The 20238-nt window shown below is 58.9% G+C and carries 12 protein-coding genes; 4 read left to right on the top strand and 8 right to left on the bottom strand.

Annotated elements, in window-relative coordinates:
* Nucleotides 1–407: 407 nt before the first annotated feature.
* The 3 genes from secDF to PREDE_RS06455 all read right to left on the bottom strand — a co-directional run bounded on the left by secDF (nucleotide 408) and on the right by PREDE_RS06455 (nucleotide 5575).
* Complete coding sequence (gene secDF, locus PREDE_RS06465) at nucleotides 408–3422, bottom strand: protein translocase subunit SecDF (RefSeq protein WP_005845191.1); 3015 nt, start codon at nucleotides 3420–3422, stop codon at nucleotides 408–410.
* Nucleotides 3423–3533: 111 nt separating this feature from the next.
* The gene (locus PREDE_RS06460) at nucleotides 3534–4622 is read right to left on the bottom strand and encodes an endonuclease/exonuclease/phosphatase family protein (RefSeq protein WP_005845189.1); all 1089 of its coding nucleotides are present in this window, start codon (nucleotides 4620–4622) and stop codon (nucleotides 3534–3536) included.
* Complete coding sequence (locus PREDE_RS06455; RefSeq protein ID WP_005845188.1) at nucleotides 4619–5575, bottom strand: rhomboid family intramembrane serine protease; 957 nt, start codon at nucleotides 5573–5575, stop codon at nucleotides 4619–4621. Before PREDE_RS06455 ends, PREDE_RS06460 begins: the two co-directional genes overlap by 4 nt.
* Before the next feature lie 212 nt (nucleotides 5576–5787).
* On the opposite strand from PREDE_RS06455, the gene PREDE_RS06450 reads away from it, so the two are divergent.
* On the top strand, nucleotides 5788–6063 hold the full coding sequence (locus PREDE_RS06450) for an HU family DNA-binding protein (RefSeq protein WP_005845187.1): 276 nt from the start codon (nucleotides 5788–5790) through the stop codon (nucleotides 6061–6063).
* Between the two features lie 72 nt (nucleotides 6064–6135).
* Here PREDE_RS06450 and PREDE_RS06445 read toward each other — a convergent pair whose 3' ends face one another.
* The 3 genes from PREDE_RS06445 to PREDE_RS06435 all read right to left on the bottom strand — a co-directional run bounded on the left by PREDE_RS06445 (nucleotide 6136) and on the right by PREDE_RS06435 (nucleotide 9293).
* Complete coding sequence (locus tag PREDE_RS06445; protein ID WP_015298563.1) at nucleotides 6136–6945, bottom strand: gluconate 5-dehydrogenase; 810 nt, start codon at nucleotides 6943–6945, stop codon at nucleotides 6136–6138.
* A 208-nt stretch (nucleotides 6946–7153) separates the two neighbouring features.
* On the bottom strand, nucleotides 7154–7849 hold the full coding sequence (locus tag PREDE_RS06440; protein ID WP_005845185.1) for a response regulator transcription factor: 696 nt from the start codon (nucleotides 7847–7849) through the stop codon (nucleotides 7154–7156).
* A complete protein-coding gene (locus PREDE_RS06435; protein ID WP_015298562.1) occupies nucleotides 7842–9293 on the bottom strand; it encodes a sensor histidine kinase in 1452 nt (483 codons plus the stop codon). Before PREDE_RS06435 ends, PREDE_RS06440 begins: the two co-directional genes overlap by 8 nt.
* Nucleotides 9294–9435: 142 nt before the next feature.
* Between PREDE_RS06435 and PREDE_RS06430 the strand changes: the two genes are divergently transcribed.
* Nucleotides 9436–11508, top strand: a complete 2073-nt coding sequence (locus tag PREDE_RS06430) for an outer membrane beta-barrel family protein (protein ID WP_015298561.1) — start codon at nucleotides 9436–9438, stop codon at nucleotides 11506–11508.
* A gap of 820 nt (nucleotides 11509–12328) precedes the next feature.
* Here PREDE_RS06430 and PREDE_RS06425 read toward each other — a convergent pair.
* Nucleotides 12329–12700, bottom strand: a complete 372-nt coding sequence (locus tag PREDE_RS06425; RefSeq protein ID WP_005845181.1) for a desulfoferrodoxin family protein — start codon at nucleotides 12698–12700, stop codon at nucleotides 12329–12331.
* Between the two features lie 228 nt (nucleotides 12701–12928).
* Here PREDE_RS06425 and cysS point away from each other — a divergent pair, with 228 nt between their 5' ends.
* Nucleotides 12929–14419 (top strand): cysteine--tRNA ligase, encoded by a 1491-nt coding sequence (gene cysS / locus PREDE_RS06420; RefSeq protein WP_005845176.1) that lies wholly within the window; start codon nucleotides 12929–12931, stop codon nucleotides 14417–14419.
* Between the two features lie 51 nt (nucleotides 14420–14470).
* Here the strand turns inward: cysS and PREDE_RS06415 are convergent, their stop codons facing one another.
* The gene (locus PREDE_RS06415) at nucleotides 14471–17314 is read right to left on the bottom strand and encodes a lipocalin-like domain-containing protein (protein ID WP_005845175.1); all 2844 of its coding nucleotides are present in this window, start codon (nucleotides 17312–17314) and stop codon (nucleotides 14471–14473) included.
* 225 nt (nucleotides 17315–17539) lie between these two features.
* Between PREDE_RS06415 and PREDE_RS06410 the strand changes: the two genes are divergently transcribed.
* Entirely contained in the window at nucleotides 17540–20230 is a 2691-nt protein-coding gene (locus PREDE_RS06410) for an alpha-L-rhamnosidase (protein ID WP_235777490.1), read from the top strand.
* The last annotated feature ends 8 nt before the right edge of the window (nucleotides 20231–20238 follow it).

Here is a 20238-nt window from a genome sequence, read left to right as displayed (position 1 = left end):
AAGTGCCGTAAAAGCGTCGCAATTTCGGAATTTTAGTGTCGCAATTTTAGAAAAATGCTTTTAAGGGGGCCCTAAAAAGCAAAAAAGCCCAATCTTTGGACGGGATTGGGCTTTTGGACAACAGGGGAAAGGGCACAGTCATGGGAGGTCGCGGCGCGGCGCCCGGTAGGTATTGCGAACCTTTGGGAGCTGCAACAGCAGGGCGGCATGGCGCCGGGCGTTGGGGCGGGCGGCGGCGGACAGTGGGCCAGGGGCCGGCCGGCCGCCGAGGAACAGCAACGGCAAGGTGTGCATGGATGACAGGATGACAAATGAAAAGACCATCCCTGCAGCCCAGGGCTGCAGGGATGGTCTTTGGATGAAAGGGCTGGTCGGACCCAGCCGGCGGGGTGTTTACCCGCCGAGGCTTAGGCCTGGGCCGTTGCAAGAGCTGCTTCGTCGCCGTCCGGGACGCGTCGGTCCTGAATCTTGCGACCCATCACGAGGTAGGCAATGGGCGAGGCAATGAAGATGGAACTCAGTGTGCCGGACACCACGCCCATCGTCATGGCAAAGGCAAACGGCTGGATGCTCTTGCCGCCGAGGAAGAGGATGCAGAGCAATACTATCAGCGTCGAGAACGAAGTATTGATGGTACGGGCCAGCGTTTGGTTGATGGAGTTGTTGAAAAGGGTCTGAATGTCCTGTTTGGGATGCAGTCGCAGGTTCTCGCGGATGCGGTCGAACACCACCACTTTATCGTTGATGGAGTAGCCGATGACCGTCAGCACGGCACCGATGAATGTCTGATCCACCTCCAACGAGAAAGGCACGAGGCCTTGCAGCAGCGAGAAAAGGCCAATCACGGTGAGGGCGTCGAGGGCCAGAGCCACCGTGGAACCCACCGAGAAAGCCACGTTGCGGAAGCGCAGCAGGATGTAGAGGAAGATGGCCACTAAGGCGATGAGCACACTGATGATGGCTCCATAGGTCACGTCGCGGGCCACGGACGGGCCCACCTTGGACGAGCTGATGATGGATCCGCCCTGACGAATGTCGGGGTTCTTGAAGGCTTCGACGCTCTTCTGGCTCACCAGGCCGGCACCCTTGAGACCCTTGAACAGCAGGTTCTCTGCCTCGTCGTCGACGGTGGGGCTGCTCGACTCAATCTTGTAGTTGGTCGAAATGCGGATGGTCTTGTTGTCGGTACCCAGCGAGAGGGCACTGCTGGTGCAGCCGGGGAACGTCTTGGCGAGCACGTCGCGCACCTGCTCGGGTTGCGTGGGCTGCTCAAAGGCGATGACATAGTTGCGTCCACCCGTGAAGTCGATGCTCTGGGCCAAGCCGCGTACAAGGAAGCTGGCGCCGAAAACCACGACGGCAGCAATGGCAATCGTGAATGTTTTCTTGTACATTGACATGAATTTCACGTTCGTGCCCTGCATCATGTTCTTGGAAATGGCGGTCCAATACTTCAGGTTGAGCCACTTGTCCTTGCTCAGTTTGTACTCATAGACCAGACGGGTGAGGTAGACGGCACTGAAGAACGAGCAGACAATACCGATGATCCAGGTGGTGGCGAAGCCGCGGATGGGGCCTGTACCGAAGACGTAGAGGATGACACCGGTGATGATGCTGGTGAGGTTGGAGTCGAAAATGGCCGAGAAAGCATTGCTGTAACCTGCGCTCACGGCCTGCTTCATGCCCTTGCCGGCACGCAGCTCTTCCTTGATGCGCTCATAGATCAGCACGTTGGCGTCGACCGCCGTACCGAGCGACAGCACCATACCAGCTATACCCGACATGGTGAGGGCGGCCTGGAACGAGGTGAGAATGCCGAGCGTGAAGAATACGTTGATGAGCAGAGCGCTCACGGCAATGAGGCCGGGGATGATATTGTACATGGCAAGCATGTAGACAATCAGCAGTACGAAGGCAATAATGAACGACACAATGCCCTGCTGAATGGACTGCGCACCGAGCGTGGGACCCACTACTTCTTCCTGCACAATGTGGGCGGGAGCAGGCATGCGGCCCGACTTGAGAGTGTTGGCCAAGTCTTTAGTGTCCTCGATGGTGAAGTTGCCGGAGATGGAAGACTGGCCGCCATCGATCTCTCCATTCACGCGAGGGGCGGAGTAAACCACGCCGTCGAGCACGATGGCAATGGCTTTACCCACGTTGGCTTTGGTGAGTTCGGCCCAGCGTCGGGCCCCTTCCGAGTTCATGGTCATGCTTACTTCGGGCTGGCCTGAAAGGTTGTTGAACTGGTCTTTGGCGTCTGTAACCACGTCGCCCTCCAGCGGAGCACGACCGCTGGTGGTGGTCACTTTCAGGGCATGGAGCTCAAAAATGTTCTTGGCAGAGATGCCGTCGGCAGCCTTGGCACTCCAAAGGAGCCGCATGTCGGCGGGCAATACCTGCTTGGCCACGTCGCCGTAGATGAGCTTGTTGATGGCAGCGGTGTCGCGGACGCTGGCATATCCCACCAGGCTCAGGCTCTGTCCGCCTGTGGTTTGCAGCATGGCAAGCAGCGGATGCAGCTTCTTGGCCTGGGCGAGCTGGTCGTCGGGAGTGGTCTTCACCACGGTCTTTTTGGTATCATTCTTCAGCTGGAACTTGGGCTTGGCTGCCTGTACGGCAGGTTTCTGAGCCTCAGCCTTGGTGCTGTCCTTGGTGGCAACGGTGTCCTGGTCGGCGTTGGCCAGGCGGCTGTCAAGCTGTTGAAGATAGGGTATGGCCTCGGCGGCGTTGTAGGTTTCCCAGAATTCCAGGTTGGCACTGCCCTGCAACAGCTTGCGCATGCGCTCGGGTTCCTTGATGCCCGGCATCTCCACCATGATGCGGCCTTCGGCTCCCTGCACCTTTTGGATGTTGGGCTGAACCACGCCGAACTGGTCGATACGGGTGCGTACTACGTTGAACGAGTTGTCGATGGCGGCGCTCACTTCCGAGCGGAGCACCTTTTCCACCTCGCTGTCCGAGCTGGTCGGCGAGACCTTGCCCTGTAGCTGCTGGGTGGCAAACACCTCGGCCAAGCGGTGGCCAGGGGCATTTTTATGATAAGCGTTGATGAAGAGCGAGATGAAATTTCCCTGTGTAGCCTCCTGCTCCTGCCGGGCTTCGTTCATCGATTTCACGAAAGCGGGGTCGGTTTTGTGGTCGGCCAGTGTCTCCACAACGTCGGGAACGGAGATCTCGAGAATGACGTTCATGCCGCCTTTCAGGTCAAGACCCAGTCCAATCTGTGTTTCGAGGCACTTCTGGTAGCTGTAGATTCCCAGATACTTTACAGAGTCCTTGTAGTCCTGCTGGGCAATGGGATCCTTCAGTTTGTCGGCTTGTTCGTCATAGTATCGCGTGGCGAACGAGAAAGACAAATAGAAGATGCTTGCAAGCGTCAGTAGGACTGCGGTTACAATTACAATTCCTTTGTTTTGCATTTTGTTGGTTATTTATTGTTTTCTATGGTTTCACTATATTCTGCAAAGGTACTCATTTTTCCACGTCCGACGCAAAATATCCACCTTTTTATTACATAAAGGCTTTTGTTTTTAGCGTTTCACGCGCTTTTCGAGCCAGCAGATGATGGGATAATGGTCGGAACTTTTGATTTTGTTGTCCACGTAGCAGCCATAGGGTTTGAAGTGGCTGGAGCAGAAAATATGGTCTATGCGCACCAGAAACCCGTTGTAGTGGTAGCTGATTCCTGGGCCGTTGCCAGTGGCAACATAGCAGTCGGTCAGTCCGTCGGCTATGGTTCGGCGGGCGTAGGAGATGGGGCCGTCGTTGAAGTCGCCGCATACAATCATGGGCAGGTTGCGGTGGAGGTCGATGTAGCGCGCTACGGCCTCGGCCTCGGGAGCCCGCGTGGCGGTGGCCTTGCCCAGTTTATGGATGAGCAGCCGCGAGGTCTGCTCGGCGGTGTCGGCGTTCAGCGTGCCCTTGAGCAGACTCCTGAAACGGCCTTTTTCCTTGTTGGTCAACCCCGTGGTTTCCAGATGATTGTTGATGACGACCACCGTGTCCCGACCCATGCGCAGCTTGAAAGCCGCACTCAGGTTGCCCTCCGATGCGTAGATGATGTGCTCCTTGCCCACGATGGGGTACTTGCTGAAGATGCTGATGCAGTCGCCTTTGTCGCGCATGGCCGTGTCGCGGTACTGATAGATGGGGTTGAGCATGGAGTCTATCTGTTGCTGGCCCACCTCGTTGGCCCCCGATTCCTGCAGGCAAACAATGTCGGCATCCTGGTCGCGCAGGTATTCCAGAATGGGGTTGGGGCCTGTGTCGCTGTCTTCCCACCCGGCAAAAAGCCACACGTTGTACGATATAACCTTGATGGATCCCTTGGGTGGCTTGCGGTTCACGTTGACAGGCGTGTAGCGGCGCACGGGTCCGTAACATAGGATGAAACCCAAGAATGGAATCCACGCCCCCTTGGGCTTGAAGAGAAGCCAGAAGACAAGGAAAGCCGTGTTGAAGAGGAGAAACAGCGGAAACGCCAGTCCGGCATTGCTCAGAGTGGGAAACGACACGGGGTTGAGCAGGTCGGAGTGACCCACCATCAGCATGATAAGCACGGTGGCCACGTTGGCGCCGCCCATCATTTGCAGGGTGACCGTCTTGAGTTTGCGAATCATTTCTTGCTCTGGTCAAAGAGCGTTTGTTTCTCCTCGCGGGTCAGACTGTCGTAGCCGCTCTTGCGAATCTTGTCCAGAATGCGGTCGGTCTCTTCCTGTGTGGCTTTCTTTCGGGAATTGTAGTCCCAGTCGGCATTGCCCGTGGACTGCCTGTGGGCATGGCCGCCGACCGACCGGCGGCTACCCTCGGACGTGCTGCCCTTCCTGCGGCCGGCGGCATGCTGTTCCCAACGCGAGCGCAATTGGTCGAAGAAGCCCGTGCCGCCCATGCCCATGCCCTGGCTGCCCGGATGCCGTTGCCAGTAGCGGATGAGGAAGAAACCGAAGACCATGCCGCCCAAATGGGCCAGATGGGCCACCTTTCCGCCCGGCATGGCCAGGCCCAGCGTCAGTTCAACGGCAATGGAACCAATGACCATCCACTTGGCTTTGATGGGGACAGGGATGGGGATAATGAACATTTTCTCGTTGGGAAACATCATTCCAAAGGCCAGCAGCAGTGCGTAGAGCGCCCCCGAGGCTCCCACGGTGGTGAGGCCGTTGAGCTGTGAAGCCAGTTGGTGCATCACGCTGAAGGCTTCGCCGATACCCAGTGGTTGCTGGCCGTAGAGCATGTAATACACCCAGCCGAACTGGGCCACCTCTTGCAGAATGCCGGCTCCGACACCGCAGAAGATGTAATAAAAAATAAATCTTCTGCTGCCCCAGGTGTGCTCCACCACGGTGCCAAACATCCACAACATGAACATATTGAAGATGAGATGCTCCCATCCGGCGTGCATGAACATGTAGCTGACGAGCTGGAACACGTGGAAGTCGGAGGCCATGAAGAAGTGTAACCCGAAGAGGTCGTTCAGGTCAACGCTGCCTTGCTGTCTGGTGGCCAGTGTGCCCACAAAGGCCAGAATATTGATGATGAGCAGATTCTTGGTGATGGTTGGAATCCTTGGCATGATGTCGAAATTGTGTCGTGAAACGTTTATGATGGGTGCAAAAATACGAAAAAACTCGGTTAATCAGCTATGAAACAACCGTTTTAGGAGTTTTTTTGATATGTCGCGGCTTTTTTTTCAGCATTTTGTTTGGAATCTAAAAGGAATCCCCTATATTTGTTGCCAGAAAAGAACGAAGTGTCATGATATTATTCACTTAATACATAGAAGTTATGAACAAAACAGATTTAGTAAAGAAGATTGCTGACGCTGCAGGTTTGAGCGCAGCCGATGCCAAGAAGGCCCTCGACGCTACAACCGTTGCCATCAAGGATGCACTGGTGGCAGGAGAGAAAGTTCAGCTCGTAGGTTTCGGCACATTTGCCGTCAAGGAGCGTCCCGCCCGCCAGGGTGTGAATCCCGCTACGGGCGACAAGATTCAGATTGCGGCCAAGAAAGTGGTGAAGTTTAACCCGGGAGCTGAATTTGAAGAGGCAGTTAACAAATAATGTCAATATAATTACCATATAAAAGGGCCCGTGCGAAGCACGGGCCCTTTTATGTTTCAGCTGTCCGAAACACTACTTCGGCTGCTTGCCGATATAGGCCAGAATGCCGCCGTCCACATAGAGCACATGGCCGTTTACGGCGTCAGAGGCATGCGAAGCGAGGAACACAGCGGGGCCGCCCAGCTCCGAAGGCTCGAGCCATCGGCCGGCCGGAGTCTTGGCGCAGATGAAGCTGTCGAACGGGTGGCGACTGCCGTCGGCCTGGCGTTCGCGCAGCGGAGCCGTCTGCGGCGTGGCGATATAGCCCGGCCCGATGCCGTTGCACTGGATGTTGTACTCGCCATATTCCGAGCAGATGTTGCGGGTGAGCATCTTCAAACCGCCCTTGGCGGCGGCATAGGCCGACACTGTTTCACGGCCCAGCTCGGACATCATGGAGCAGATATTGATGATTTTGCCCTCCCTGCGCTCCATCATTTCGGGCAACACGGCCGAGGAAACGATGAACGGGCCAACGAGGTCAATGTCGATCACTTGCTGGAACTCTTCGCGCTTCATCTCGTGCATGGGGATGCGTTTGATGATGCCGGCGTTGTTCACGAGGATGTCAATGTGGCCCACTTCCTGGTGAATGCGCTCCACCAGAGCCTTTACATCGTTTTCCTTGGTCACGTCGCACACGTAGCCCGTTACGTTCTCGATGCCGGCTTCCTTGTAGGCAGCCAGGCCGCGGTCCACGAGTTCCTGCTTCACGTCGTTGAAGATGATGTGGTTGATGCCGGCTGCAGCAAAGGCCTTGGCAATGTTGAATCCGATGCCATAGGAGGCACCGGTGATCCAGGCGTTCTTGCCTGACAGTGAGAAAATGTTTAAACTGTCCATTTTGTTATTGTTGATAAGGTTGAAATGAATGTCTTGCGACGGTTGCTTCCGCGCGTGCCGCATGGGCGGACAGCGGGGAACCGTAGTTTGTTTCCTGCCCCGCCGGTGGGGCCGTTGCGTTGCAAAGATAGCCAATTATTTTGGAATCGCGTGCATCTGCCTGTGATTCTTGCCCGCCGAAACCTTAATTTAATCAAACGCCGTCCCGTCAGCACACCAGTTTGTAGCCGATGCCGCGCACGTTGAGGATGCGGATTCCTGGGTCGGCGGCCAGCCGATGGCGCAGTTTGGTGATGAAAACCTGCAGGCTGCGGGCGTTGAAAAAGCTGTCGTCGCCCCACAGTTGTTGCAGGATGTGGCGCGTCTCCACCACCTGTCCACTCCGTTCGGCCAGCATGCACAGCACGCCCGTCTCGCGGTGCGACAGCTCCTCGACGGCGGCGTCGTGGCAGAGTTGTTGGGTCAGCGTGTTCAGCCGGTAGCGCCCAATCACCATTTCCTGCCCGGAAGCGGGCGGTGCTGTGGCAGCCATGCGCTGTCCCCGCATGGCCAAGGCACGGATGCGCACCATGAGTTCCTGCATGCCGAAAGGCTTCTTCAGGTAGTCGTCGGCCCCCAGACCGAAGCCCTCGACGACATCGCTCACCGCCGAACGGGCCGAGAGGAACAGCACGGGCGTCGTCGTGTCGGTCTGCCTCATCCGCCTTACCATCTCGAATCCATCCATGTGTGGCATCATGACGTCGGCCACCAGCACGTCGGGCATCTGCTCGGCCATACGTCGCAGTCCCTCCTCGCCGTCGGCAGCCAGGCGGATGCAGAAGCCCTGGGCCTCCAGTGTGTCCTTGATAATCATGGCCAGCGTGGGCTCGTCCTCCACCAGCAGTACGTTGATTTCATTCATAAAACGTCAGTTTAAAGGTTGTGCCGCGGCCGGGCGCACTCTCCACGCTCACCTCTCCGCCAAACTTCTCCATCATGCTGCGCACGTAGTAGAGCCCCAGTCCGTAGCCCTTCACGTTGTGCCGGTTTCCCTGCGGCACGCGGTAGAACTTGTCAAAGACGTAGGGCAGGTGCCCGGCGTCTATGCCGATGCCCTGGTCATGCACGGTTATCGTGGCGCCGCCGCTGTTGCCGGGCCGTGCCGTCACCACGATGCGGGCCCGTCCCTCGCTGTATTTCACGGCATTGTCGAGCAGGTTTCCGATGACGTTGGCCAGATGTGCGCGGTCGGCCCGCACGGTGACGCCCGGCGTTGCGTGCGTCTCGATGTCCACAGGCTTGCCCGCCTTGAGCTTCTGCTCCCTGACGAGCGGCGGCAACAACGCGCCAATGTCCACCGGTTCCATTGTGAGCTGCATGGTCTTGCGCCGCTCCATGCTCATCGAGAGTATCTGTTCCACGAGCCCACCGAGCCGCTGCAGCTGTTGCTGGCTGATGGCGAGGTAACGCCGCATACGGGCCGGGTCGCTGGCTGCATCGAAGTTGAGCAGTGCGTCGTTGGCCGCATAGGCCACGGCGATGGGCGTCTTCAGCTCGTGAGTCATGTTGTTGGTGAAGTCGGTCTTCATCTCGTCGAGCGTGCGCAGCTGCATCAGCGTGCGCACCAGATACCAGAACACGAGGGCCAGCACGAGCAGTATCACACCCGACGTGGCCAGAATGCCGGCCATCTGGCGCAGCACTCGCGGCCGGTAGGGCGGCAGGAACACCACGTAGCTCTGGCTCTTAGTGGCATCCATTTCAAAGCGGATGGTGTCGACCCAGGTCTCATTGGCAGGGCCGAAGACGGCCAGCGTGTCGGTGATGACACGGGGTTTGCTGTGGTAAACGGTGTAGTGGTGGAGGTGGAGCAGCCGGTGGCTGGAGGCAATGCCCAGCGAGTCGAGGCGACGGGTGAGCAGACTGTCGAAGTAGGCGGCGTCGTTGGGCTGCATCGGGTCCAGGCCCGAGTGGATGCCTTGCTGCATGTAAAGGCCAAACTGCATCATGTTGTGCGCGTCACGGAGCATGGTGGAGAACTTGAGATAGGGCAGCACAGCCATGACGCCGGCCCCGCCCATCTGGATCGTCTTCACGTCGCTCGACACGGTGGACCGTCCCGAATGGCTGTCCACGTGGATGCTCACGTCCGTCCGTTCGTGCTCTGCGTCCTTGCGTTGGCGCAGCACTTGGATGCGGTGTATCATCTCGTCGTAGTCGGCCACGCGCACGGCCTCGCGCGCGTCGCTGCGTGCCCGGGCCTCCATGCTGTGGTAGAGGTCGAGCAGCCAGTAGCCCTGATAGCCAAGGATGGCGGTCAGCACCACCATCACCAGCACCACAATGTATTTCATTGGGAGTCTCATCGTTGCAAATTTACGGTTTTTAGACGTAACCAGACGCAAACGATAAGACTAAATAACACTCGCATTAAGCCTGTATAAGCCGTGGCGGGCAGCCGTCCGTCGGTTTTTTATTAATTTTGTCGCAGCTTAAAACATGACGGAAATGAAACAGATGATTCTCTCGGCCGCCCTGCTTGCGGTGGCCGCCAACGTTTGGGGGCAGCAATCCGACTCGCTGCGCATGGACAGTGTGGTGCGTAGTCTGCCCGAGGTGATGGTGCGGGGCGAGCGCCCGGTGGTGCGCGTCGACGGCTCGCGGCTGGTCTACGACATGCCCCGGCTGGTGGAGAAGCGCGCGGTGGACGATGCCTACGCCGCCCTGCAACTGTTGCCCGGCGTGGCCGAGACGGACGGAAGGCTCACGCTGGGCTCCCAGCCCGTCACGCTTGTCATCGACGGAAAGGTCTCCACGCTCGATGCCGCGCAGGTGGCTCAACTGCTTCGCGCGCTGCCGGCCAGCCGTGTGGCCCGTGCCGAAGTGATGTACACGGCACCGGCCCGCATGCAGGTACGCGGGGCCGTCATCAACGTGGTGCTGCGCCAGGCCACCGCCGGGGAGCCGCTGCAAGGCGAGGCCAACCTGGCCTGGAACCAGAAACACGAGGCCCGGTTCGGCGAGCGCGCCACCTTATTATATAGTAACGGCCCGCTGTCGGTCGATGCGATGTACAAGCACAGCCATGGCAACGTCTACACGCGTACCGACGAAACGTCGCACCACACGCTGGCCGACGGCTCCGTGCACGACATGGACACCCACCAGCAGATGCATGGCGACGGCCCCACCCACGACTACAGGCTGGGTGTGGACTGGCGGCCGGCCGCGGGCCATCTGCTCAGTCTGGTCTATACCGGCCAGTACGGCCGGGACCGCACCCGCCAGACCATCTCGGGCAATGTGGAGGGCCACACGCGGATAGACGGCCACACGTGGCTCCACAACCTGCGCACCGACTATGCGGCGCCCTTTGGACTGCGGCTCGGAGCCGACCTCACGTGGTATCGCAACCCCGAGACACAGACCCTCGCCAGCACGCTGCCCACCGGGTCGCTGCGCTATGTGGTGGACAACAGCCAGCGCATCTTCCGCTCCAAGTTCTTTCTGTCGCAGGAGCATCGGCTGGGCCGCGGCTGGTCGCTGAACTACGGCGCCATCTATATGGGCAGCAGCAACTGCAGCCGCCAACTGTATGCCGAGACGATGCAGACCGCCGGCCCCCGCCCCGCCTCGTCGGAAACGCATCAGCATGAGGACGACTTGAACCTCTATGCGGGCTTCAGTAAGACCTTCGTCGGGCATCTGTCTATGGAGGCTTCTGCCGCTGCATCTTATTACCATTCGGTGGCCTGGCACCGGTGGAACCTCTTCCCCACACTCACGCTCACGTGGGCTCCCAAGGCGGGCAACATGGTGCAGCTGGGGTTAAGCTGCGATCGCCGCTACCCGGACTATTGGACTCTCACCAATTTCACCACCTACAGCAACGGCGGCTACAATGAGGTGACGGGCAATCCGGGCCTCCGACCCACGTCCAAATACCGGTTGCAGCTGGTCGGACTGCTGCATGGCAAGTATCAGTTGGTGGCTTGGTTCCACCACACCGACGACTATTTCACGCAGACTCCCTACCAGCGTCGCGACCGTCTCACGGTGAGCTATCAGTATCAGAACTTCGACTTCCAGCAGCAGGCGGGCTTCCAAGCCTCGGCGCCGGTGCGGCCCTGGCGGTGGCTCGACGTGCGGGCCACGCTCATTGGAGTGTGGATGCGCGACAAGAACTCGGCTTTCTACGACATACCTTTCGACCGCAGGATGGCCTACGTCATGGCGCGACTCAACAACACAGTTACCCTCTCCACGCGGCCGGACATCACGCTTTCGGCCGATGGCATGATTCGGTCGCGTGCCATCCAGGCCACCTACGACCTGCCGGGCTCGGGCTCTGTGGATCTCAGCATGCGGTGGCGGTGGTGGAACAAGCGGGCGGTGGTGCGACTGTTCTGCACCGATTTGTTCGAGACGGGCGGCATCAATCCGCGCATTGACTACCGCGGGCAGCAGCTGCGCATGGCTTTTGCACGATACCGTGAGGTGGGGCTGTCGTTCACCTACCGGTTTGGCGGATATACGGAGAAGAAGCGGGAGGAGGTCGATACCAGCCGGTTTGGACAGTGAGTGCAATTCAAAATTCAGAATTCAAAATTCAAAATTATTCCTGCCATACCGTAAGCATTGCTCAATTCAAAATTCAGAATTCAAAATTCAAAATGGGCGACGGGGGTTAATCTGCCATTCGCCACTCGTCATTATTCCTGCCTTTCTATAGGCTATTATAGGACAAATAGGATGATATAGGGGGAGCATTGTGCAATTCACAATTCAGAATTCAAAATTCAAAATGGGCGACGGGAGTTAATCTGCCATTCGCCACTCGTCATTACTGGCACTGTTTGTTAGGCTATTATAGGACAAATAGGATGATATAGGGGGTGCTTGTAGGGGCCGGCCTCTATGCCGGCCCGCCAATCACCGGCTATGTAGAAACATGTTGTTATGTTGTTCTGTCTAAAATTCACCGCGCGAGCCATATGTCTAATATGTTGTTCTGTCTAAAACCCACCGCGCGAGCCATCTGTCCCATCTGTTGTTCTGTCTAAAAAACACCGCGCGAGCTATATGTCCAGTCTGTTGTTCTGTCTAAAAACCCCCATGTTTCTGTCTGAAATACACGGTTGTTTTGTTTAAAAAACTCGCGGTTGCTTCTGTCTAAAAACGGGGATGGCACGATGAAACACCGGGTCTCGCGTTGCGAAACCGCTTGTTTCATCGTGCCATCACGGCGTAATCGTGCTGCGTTCAGCCCTTTTTCGTGGGCCCGTCACGGCGTAAACGACGGCCGATAAGGCCGTAATCGCGGCGGGGGCTACGGTTGCCCGTCGGTCGACGGCGGCGCAGCACGCTCAATGATTCTTTGAAATCGCTGTCGATCAGTGGCTTAGAGCCACTCCGACTTCCACAGTCCGTGCAGGTTGCAATACTCTCTGGCGTAGGCCTTCGGCGCGTCGGTCTTGAACTCTGCCACTGGTTTGTCGTTAGGAGTGAGGTATTTGCGCAGCACCTCCGTCTCGGTAACCAGCTCAATCCACTGGATGGAGTGAGCCTCGGTCATGGGATGTTCCACAGAGCCCACGGTCACACGGTAGCCACCCTCCACTCTTTCCAGCACGGGAACGTGCTTCTCGGTGGCTGCGTCAGTGGAGTTCTCGTTCATCAGTTTCCACTCTCCGGCCAGCTCGCCATCGCCTGCATTCAACACTTCGACCAGGCTGCCTGTGGCAGCATGCTTGTAAATTTCGTTTGTTTTCATTCTTGTTACAATCTTGTTCTAATGGTTCATGATGTTCAATTGCAAAGTTAAGACATTAATTTGAAAGGCGCAAGGCTTCTGGTGTAATAATTACAAAAAAGAAGAAAACCCCTCTCCTGCATGCGGTTGCCGTGGCCCGGGGGCATCAAAAATTGCATAAAAGGCCGGCCGGCCGCACAGATTCTCGATTATAATCGCTAACTTTGCAATACCAAACACAGAAAAAAGATGGAACAGAATTTGCTGATTTACAATACGCTCAGCCGGAGCAAAGAGCTCTTCAAGCCGCTGCACGCCCCCCATGTGGGCATGTATGTGTGCGGCCCCACCGTCTATGGCGACCCGCATCTGGGCCACGCCCGTCCGGCCATCACGTTCGATGTGCTCTTCCGCTACCTCAGACACTTGGGCTACAAGGTGCGCTACGTGCGCAATATCACCGATGTGGGCCACCTGGAGCACGATGCCGATGAGGGCGACGACAAGATAGAGAAGAAGGCTCGGCTGGAACAACTGGAGCCCATGGAGATAGCCCAGCACTACGCCAACCGCTACCACAAGGCCATGGAACGGCTGGGCGTGCTGCCCCCCAGCATAGAGCCGCGGGCCACCGGCCACATCATCGAGCAGGAAGAGCTGGTGAAACAGATTCTGGCCAACGGCTACGCCTACGAGAGCAACGGTTCCATCTACTTCGATGTGGAGCGGTACGACCGCGACCATAAGTACGGCATCCTCTCGGGTCGAAACCTTACCGACATCATCAACAACAGTCGCGAGCTGGCCGGCACGGGCGAGAAACGCAACCAAGCCGACTTTGCCCTGTGGAAGAAGGCCCAGCCCGGGCACATCATGCGCTGGCCCAGCCCCTGGGGTGCAGGCTTTCCCGGCTGGCACTGCGAGTGCACGGCCATGGGCCGCAAGTACCTGGGCGACCACTTCGACATCCATGGCGGCGGCATGGACCTGGTGTTCCCGCACCACGAGTGCGAGATTGCACAGGCCGTGGCCAGCCAGGGCGACCAGATGGTGCGCTACTGGATGCACAATAATATGATTACCATCAACGGCCAAAAGATGGGCAAATCGCTCGGCAACTTCATCACGCTGGAGCAGTTTTTCCAGGGCAGCCATCCGTCGTTGGAGCAGGCCTACACGCCCATGACCATCCGTTTCTTCATCCTCTCGGCCCACTACCGCGGCACGGTCGACTTCTCCAACGATGCCCTCAAGGCCGCGCAGAAAGGCTACGAGCGGCTCATGAACGGCCTGTCCGACCTGGAACGCATCCAGCCCGCCAAGGGCTCGCAGCCCGAGGTGGCCCGGTTTGTGGGTGCCCTGCGCCAGCGACTCTACGACGCGATGAACGATGACTTGCAGACACCGCTGGTCATCAGTGGGCTTTTCGAGGCTTGTCACCTCATCAACACGCTCATCGACCACAAGGCCAAAATATCGGCCGACGACCTGCAAGCCCTTTCCGACACGATGCACACCTTTGCTTTCGACCTGCTGGGGCTGAGCAACGAGAAAGGACAGACGGGCGAAGCCCGCGAGGAGGCCTACGGCAAGGTGGTGGAGATGGTGCTCCGGCTGCGACAGCAGGCCAAGGAAGCCAAGGACTGGGCCACGAGCGACCAGATTCGCGACGCCCTCGCCGAGGCCGGCTTCGAGGTGAAAGACACCAAGGACGGTGCCACCTGGAAGCTCAACAGGTAAAAAAATTGCTCCCCCATAAGCCGTGCTTATGGGGGAGCAATACGTTTATTCTTACTTCACAACAAACTTTTTTCCGTTGCAAATGTAGATGCCGTGGGGTAGACGGGCGAGTGAGGCTTGGCCCCCGGAGGCCGCTACGCGCTGGCCCTGCAGGTTGTAGACGGCATCGTCGGTACGGGCATCGTGTGCATTTGGCCTTGTGTTGCTGATGCCGGTGAAGTCGTGTCCGATGCGTTCGGCGGCGTTGAGGGCTGCCACGTCGTCGGCCGAGAGCACGCGGTCGAACACCATCAGATCGTCGAACCAGGCATCGCAGGAGCCCCAGAACGAGCCATAGCCCAGATACATGTCGGGGCACGACTTCACGAAGTCGACCACTTCGGAGAAGCTGAACTGCCCCATCTGCGTGATGCCGGTGTCCCCTTGCGAGCCCTTGACCGTGTTGAAAGGCTTGGGCGAGCCGTCGACGTAGAGCTTCGGCCCCTCGGCACGCGAGAGGGTGAGCGTCACCAGCGACCAGCTACCCACGCCGATGTGGCCCGTGGCAACGTCGGGATAGTTCAGGTCGGTCCAGTTGCCGGCATTGTTGTTGTAGCCCAAATAGGTGTTGCCCGTGAGGTAGAGGCGCGCGCCGCTTGCGGCATTGTAGAAAGCAAAAAGGGCATCCCAGAGGTTGTCGTCGACCCGCTTGGTGAGGAACGACACGCTGAAGCCCTCGGCAAGGGCCGCTCCCTGGAGCGCGTTGGGCATCTGCACGTAGCTCTCGCTGCCGTTGGCCCCGAACGCCGTATGCACGGCTTGGCTGCTGCGGTCGGGGGCGGTGGCGAGCGTGGGCAGGGCCGTCGCGCCGTTACGCTTGAGTTGCGCCGCCTGTGTTGTGTTGAAAGCGTTGGCCGCCGGCTGCTGGCTGAAAGGATAATAGGCCTTGGCCCCCGTCCAGTAGTCGGCCGTGGAGCGCACCACCGTCACGCTGATGGTGTCGCAGTATTGGGCATCGCCGGCCGTGAGCGTCATGTAGAGATCCACGGGTTGCTCGTCGGCCGTCATGGCGTCGCCATGGTATTCGCCCGTGCCCGAGAGGATGTCGGGGCGCGACGACTGCCATTCCACCTTGGTGTCGCCGGCAAAGCTCGTCAGGTCGAGGCTGTAGCTCACGCGGTCGCCATCGTTCACGGGTACCTTGCCGCCGACCACCAGCGCGGCCAGCTGTGAGCTGCCGTGCAGCTTGTAGCCCCAGAGGGCCACGCCGCGATTGCTTACCCCCGAGAATGCGACGGCCTTGAGGGCGTAGGGTTCCAGCTGCTGCTCCACCACGACACCCTGATAGGTGTAGCCCCCGACAGTGATGTTGATGTAGGATGTGCCGTCGACGAGCTCCCAAGACCCCGTGTAGGCTCCGGTCACAGTGCCGTCGGCATTCAGCGAGAGCGTCTCGGGGCGCACCACCTCACGGTTGGCATAGTCCATCTTTTGCTTGTGCAGCAGCACTTGATAGGTGCCAGTCACCTCGGCGGCCGGGAAGCGTTGGTGTGTGGCGATGGAGTCGTCGGTCACTGTCTCGCCATTGAACTCGAAGGGCGCGGCGGCCAGCCAGCCGCTCTGCGTGGTGAAGAGCTGGTGCACGCGCACCTGATGGCCCTCGCTGCCATCGTTGAAACGAGTGTGGTAGACCAGGAAAGAGCGGCCCTTGTCGTCGGTGATGGCCGAGTTGTGACCCTGCGACAGCTCGCCCGCCTTGCCGGTAGCCATGTTGCCCCAGTCGGCATAGGCCCCGAGAATCTTCTCGCCCCGCACGCTGCTGGCCTTGAGGCCGTAGTTCATCTGGTAGTTGGAGAAGATGGCGCTGGTGCCGCGCGGGTCGGTATAGGGGCCGTCGGGGTTCTTCGAGCGAAACACCTCCATCTCGTAACCACCCTTGGAATCGAGCCCGCCGTAGGTCATGAAGAGGTAGTAGTAGTCGCCGATGTGCTGCACGTAAGAGGCCTCGCCCGAGACGTAGAAGCCGCCGGCTATCTTCTTTCCGAAGTAAGGGTCGGAGGTATAGTTGCTGCCACTGCCCGTGAGCGGGTAAGTGACGTCGTAGTCGCGCAGTCCCGTCGTCTCGTCGAGTTGCAGGGCAAAGATGCCGCCCGACCACGAGCCGTAGGTCATCCAGAGTTTGCCCTGCTCGTCGTAGAATACGCAAGGGTCTATGTTGTTGGGCCAGGTGGTGCCCCATTGGCTGCCCTTGTTGTAGCGTGCGGGCAGCGACGACTGTGCGCCGAGCACAATCTCCAGGTCGGTCTTGTGGTAGTCGTTGGTGTTGGTGCCGTTGAATCCCGAGACAACCACCGGAGCCTGGTACACGTAGGGCCCCTCAATCTTGTCGGCCGTGAGCAGTACAATGCTCGATGCCCACTTGTCGCCGTTGATGCTCAGATACTGGCACCACTTCTTCATCACCTTATTATATATAATGTCCGGAGCCCACAGGTTGCCGTCGATGCCGTAGTTTGTGGAGGTTTGTGCAGCCCATTCCCTGGCATTGAAAGCCGGCAACGTGTGGGCTACGCCACCCTTGGTCACGGTCTTCACCTGTGGGGTGTCGAAGGCAAACTGGCTGGTCAGCTGTTGTATGGCCCCCGAGGCGCTGACGCGTCCCCAGGGAATGGCGGGCGAGATGGCCGTCCAGTGGTACAGATCGCGCGTCTTGGCCTGGGCGCGGTGCGACCCGAAGATGTAGTATTGCTGGCTTGCTTCGTCCCATACCACCGAGGGATCGTGCACGCTGACACGCGTGGGCGCATGCCGGGTGTAGAGGCGTTGCAAGTCGGTTCGGGAGAGTTGGCTTTGGGCCGACAGCGGCGCCCAGGGCAGGGCAGCCAGCAGAAACAGGAGGGCAGATAGTTTTTTCATATAGTGTTGTTGTGTTATCTTGGGATTGCGACGGCTGTATGGCCTTGCTTGCAAAGTTAAAACAAAAAATCAAAATAACAGTACGGCAGACACTTTTTTTGCCCGTCATTGCACCATGTGCCGCCGGCCACTGAAAGTTGAAGCAAAAAAGCCAAATATCCGAGGCCGGAACGATGGAAAAGGCCTATCTTTGCAATGAAAGCTAAACGTATGAAACTGGATGACATGAAACGGAAGAAGATGCAACCGTATGTGGCGAACCTGCTGGGCGCAGCCTTTCTCTGGTGGGCCGCCCTGCCCCTGACAGCGCAGAATGGCTATGGACGACTCACCGTGGAGGGCCGCCAAAGCCCCATGGGACTTGATGAACTGCAGCCCCGCATGGGGTGGCAAATCGTGTCGGACAAGAAAAACGTGGTGCAAAAGGCCTATCGGTTGCTCGTGGCTACGAGCAGGGAGAAGCTGGAGGCCGACGAGGGCGACGTGTGGGATACGCACACCGTGCATTCCGACCGCTCGCAAAACGTAGTCTATGCAGGCCCTGCCCTGCACCCCAATACCACCTATTACTGGAAAGTGAAGGCCAAGACCAACAAGGGACGGGCCCGTTGGAGCCCCGTGGCGCAGTGGAGTACGGGGCTCATGGGCGACGCCAATTGGACGGGCCGGTGGATAGGCACCGACTCGTTGCTGGCCCACGACAGCTGCCAGAAGCATAGCCGCGCCACGGGACGATACTTTCGTCGGGAGTTTGAGACCTGTGGAGACGTGCGGCGTGCCACGGTCCACGTGTCGGGGCTGGGCTACTATGCACTCTGGCTGAACGGCCGCCGCGTGAACCGCAACCGGCTCTCGCCGGTGCCCACCGACTATGCCAAGAGCGTGGCCTACGACAGCTACGACGTCACTTCACTGCTTGGCCGCAGCAATGCCATCGGGGCTGTGGTGGCCCCGGGCTACTATTTCGCCCCGCGACAAAGTAGTGGAACCGATATGCGCCCCACTTATGGGCTGCCCCGGTTGAGGCTCGACCTCATCATAGAATATGCCGACGGCCGCGCCGACACCGTTGCCACCGGCCCCTCGTGGCGGATGAATGCCGACGGCCCGCTGCGCTGGAGCAACCTTTACGACGGCGAGATGTATGACAGTCGGCTGGACTTTGCCGGCTGGACACAGCCCGGATTCGACGACAGCCGCTGGGCCGTCGCCCCATGCTGCCAGGCTCCCGGGGGCACCATGCGCGGCAGTCTCACCGAGCCGGTGACAGTGTACGAGACGGACAGCCCCGTGAGTCTGCGCAAGATGGGCCGTCGCTATCTCATCGACTTTGGCACCAATGGGGCCGGAGTGGTGAGTCTGCGCGTGCACGCCGCCAAGGGAGACACCGTGCGTGTGCGCCATGCCGAACTGCTGGAACCGGGCGATTCGACGCTCTACACGGACAATCTGCGCTCGGCCCAGGCCACGGCATGGTATGTGGCCGACGGCAAAGCGCGCAGATGGCAGCCGGAGTTCACCTGGTTTGGATTCCGCTATGCCGAGGTGACGGGGGTGGAACGGCTGGAGCCGGAAGACGTGGAGCGATTGCTGATTTCCGACAATCTGTCAAGAATGGGCAACAGCATTCGGTTCGTGGGGGCCGACACGCTGAACCTTGTCATGGAGGCAGCTTACCGCGGCATACGCAGCAACTACAAGGGAATGCCCATGGACTGCCCGCAACGCGACGAGCGCATGCCATGGACGGGCGACCGCACCATGGGCTGTCAGGGGGAAAGCTATGTGCTCGACGTGCGTCCGCTCTATGCCAAGTGGCTGGACGACATGGCCGACAGCCAGTTGCCCAATGGAGCCCTCTCTGACGTGATGCCGGCTTACTGGCGGCTTTACAACACCAATATGACCTGGCCGGCCGTGTTGCCCTTTGCCTGTGAGATGATGCGACGGCAGTATGGCGACGACCGCATGGTGGCTCGACATTACGGACATGTCGACCGCTGGCTGCGTCATGTGCGCAGCTATAGGTGGAAAGACGGGCTCATCACCTATGATCGCTATGGCGACTGGTGTGTGCCGCCGGAGTCGGCCGAGCTGATACACAGCAAGGATCCGGCCCGACAGACCGACGGCAAGCTCATTTCGTCGTGCTACTATGCCTACCTGTGCCGGCTGATGGCGGGCTATGCCGCCACGCAGGGCAAAGAGTCCGACCACAACTATTACATGCAGGAGGCCGACACCACGTGCCGTGCGCTCAACGCTGCTTATCTGCACAACGGCACTTATGCCAACGGCACGGTGACGGCCAACCTGCTGCCGCTGGCCATGAGACTGGTGCCGGCCGACCAGGAAGCAACCGTGAGAGACGCGTTGCTGCGCACCATTGAGGAGCGGAACCATGGCATGCAGAGTTGCGGCGTGGTGGGTGTACAGTGGCTCATGCGCTATCTGGCGGGTATAGGGCGGGGCGACTTGGCCTGGCGCATGGCTACCAGCACGGCTTATCCCGGCTGGGGCTATATGGTGAGTCGTGGGGCTACCACCATTTGGGAACTATGGAATGGCGATACGGCCAACCCGTCGATGAACAGCGGCAACCACGTAATGCTGCTGGGCGACCTGCTGCCGTGGGCCTATGAGCAGATGGGCGGGCTGCGGAGCAGCGACACCGACCCGGGATTCCACCGCACGGTCATGGCTCCCGACTTTTCCGTTGAGGCCTGTGCGGGTGTAGAGGCCTCGCACGAGAGTCCTTACGGAACGGTGCGCAGCAACTGGCATCGTGAGGGGAATGGTATCGTGTGGACGGTTACTGTGCCACCCAACACGACGGCCGAACTCCATCTGCCTGGTAGGAAGACGCGCATCGTGGGGTCGGGAGTGTACCGAATGAGAAAGGAAATGGAAAAATGAAAACAAGA

It is taken from the genome of Prevotella dentalis DSM 3688, assembly GCF_000242335.1.
Classification (GTDB): domain Bacteria; phylum Bacteroidota; class Bacteroidia; order Bacteroidales; family Bacteroidaceae; genus Prevotella; species Prevotella seregens.
This window is presented reverse-complemented; position numbering and strand designations above follow the sequence as displayed.

What these genes read in the sequence shown, in the direction of transcription:
- PREDE_RS06450 (WP_005845187.1), top strand. Translation starts at nt 5,788, where the DNA reads ATGAACAAAACAGATTTAGTAAAGAAGATTGCTGACGCTGCAGGTTTG.
- PREDE_RS06445 (WP_015298563.1), bottom strand. Translation starts at nt 6,945, where the DNA reads ATGGACAGTTTAAACATTTTCTCACTGTCAGGCAAGAACGCCTGGATC.
- PREDE_RS06435 (WP_015298562.1), bottom strand. Translation starts at nt 9,293, where the DNA reads ATGAGACTCCCAATGAAATACATTGTGGTGCTGGTGATGGTGGTGCTG.
- PREDE_RS06425 (WP_005845181.1), bottom strand. Translation starts at nt 12,700, where the DNA reads ATGAAAACAAACGAAATTTACAAGCATGCTGCCACAGGCAGCCTGGTC.
- cysS (WP_005845176.1), top strand. Translation starts at nt 12,929, where the DNA reads ATGGAACAGAATTTGCTGATTTACAATACGCTCAGCCGGAGCAAAGAG.
- PREDE_RS06415 (WP_005845175.1), bottom strand. Translation starts at nt 17,314, where the DNA reads ATGAAAAAACTATCTGCCCTCCTGTTTCTGCTGGCTGCCCTGCCCTGG.
- PREDE_RS06430 (WP_015298561.1), top strand. Translation starts at nt 9,436, where the DNA reads ATGAAACAGATGATTCTCTCGGCCGCCCTGCTTGCGGTGGCCGCCAAC.
- secDF (WP_005845191.1), bottom strand. Translation starts at nt 3,422, where the DNA reads ATGCAAAACAAAGGAATTGTAATTGTAACCGCAGTCCTACTGACGCTT.
- PREDE_RS06455 (WP_005845188.1), bottom strand. Translation starts at nt 5,575, where the DNA reads ATGCCAAGGATTCCAACCATCACCAAGAATCTGCTCATCATCAATATT.
- PREDE_RS06440 (WP_005845185.1), bottom strand. Translation starts at nt 7,849, where the DNA reads ATGAATGAAATCAACGTACTGCTGGTGGAGGACGAGCCCACGCTGGCC.
- PREDE_RS06410 (WP_235777490.1), top strand. Translation starts at nt 17,540, where the DNA reads ATGAAACGGAAGAAGATGCAACCGTATGTGGCGAACCTGCTGGGCGCA.
- PREDE_RS06460 (WP_005845189.1), bottom strand. Translation starts at nt 4,622, where the DNA reads ATGATTCGCAAACTCAAGACGGTCACCCTGCAAATGATGGGCGGCGCC.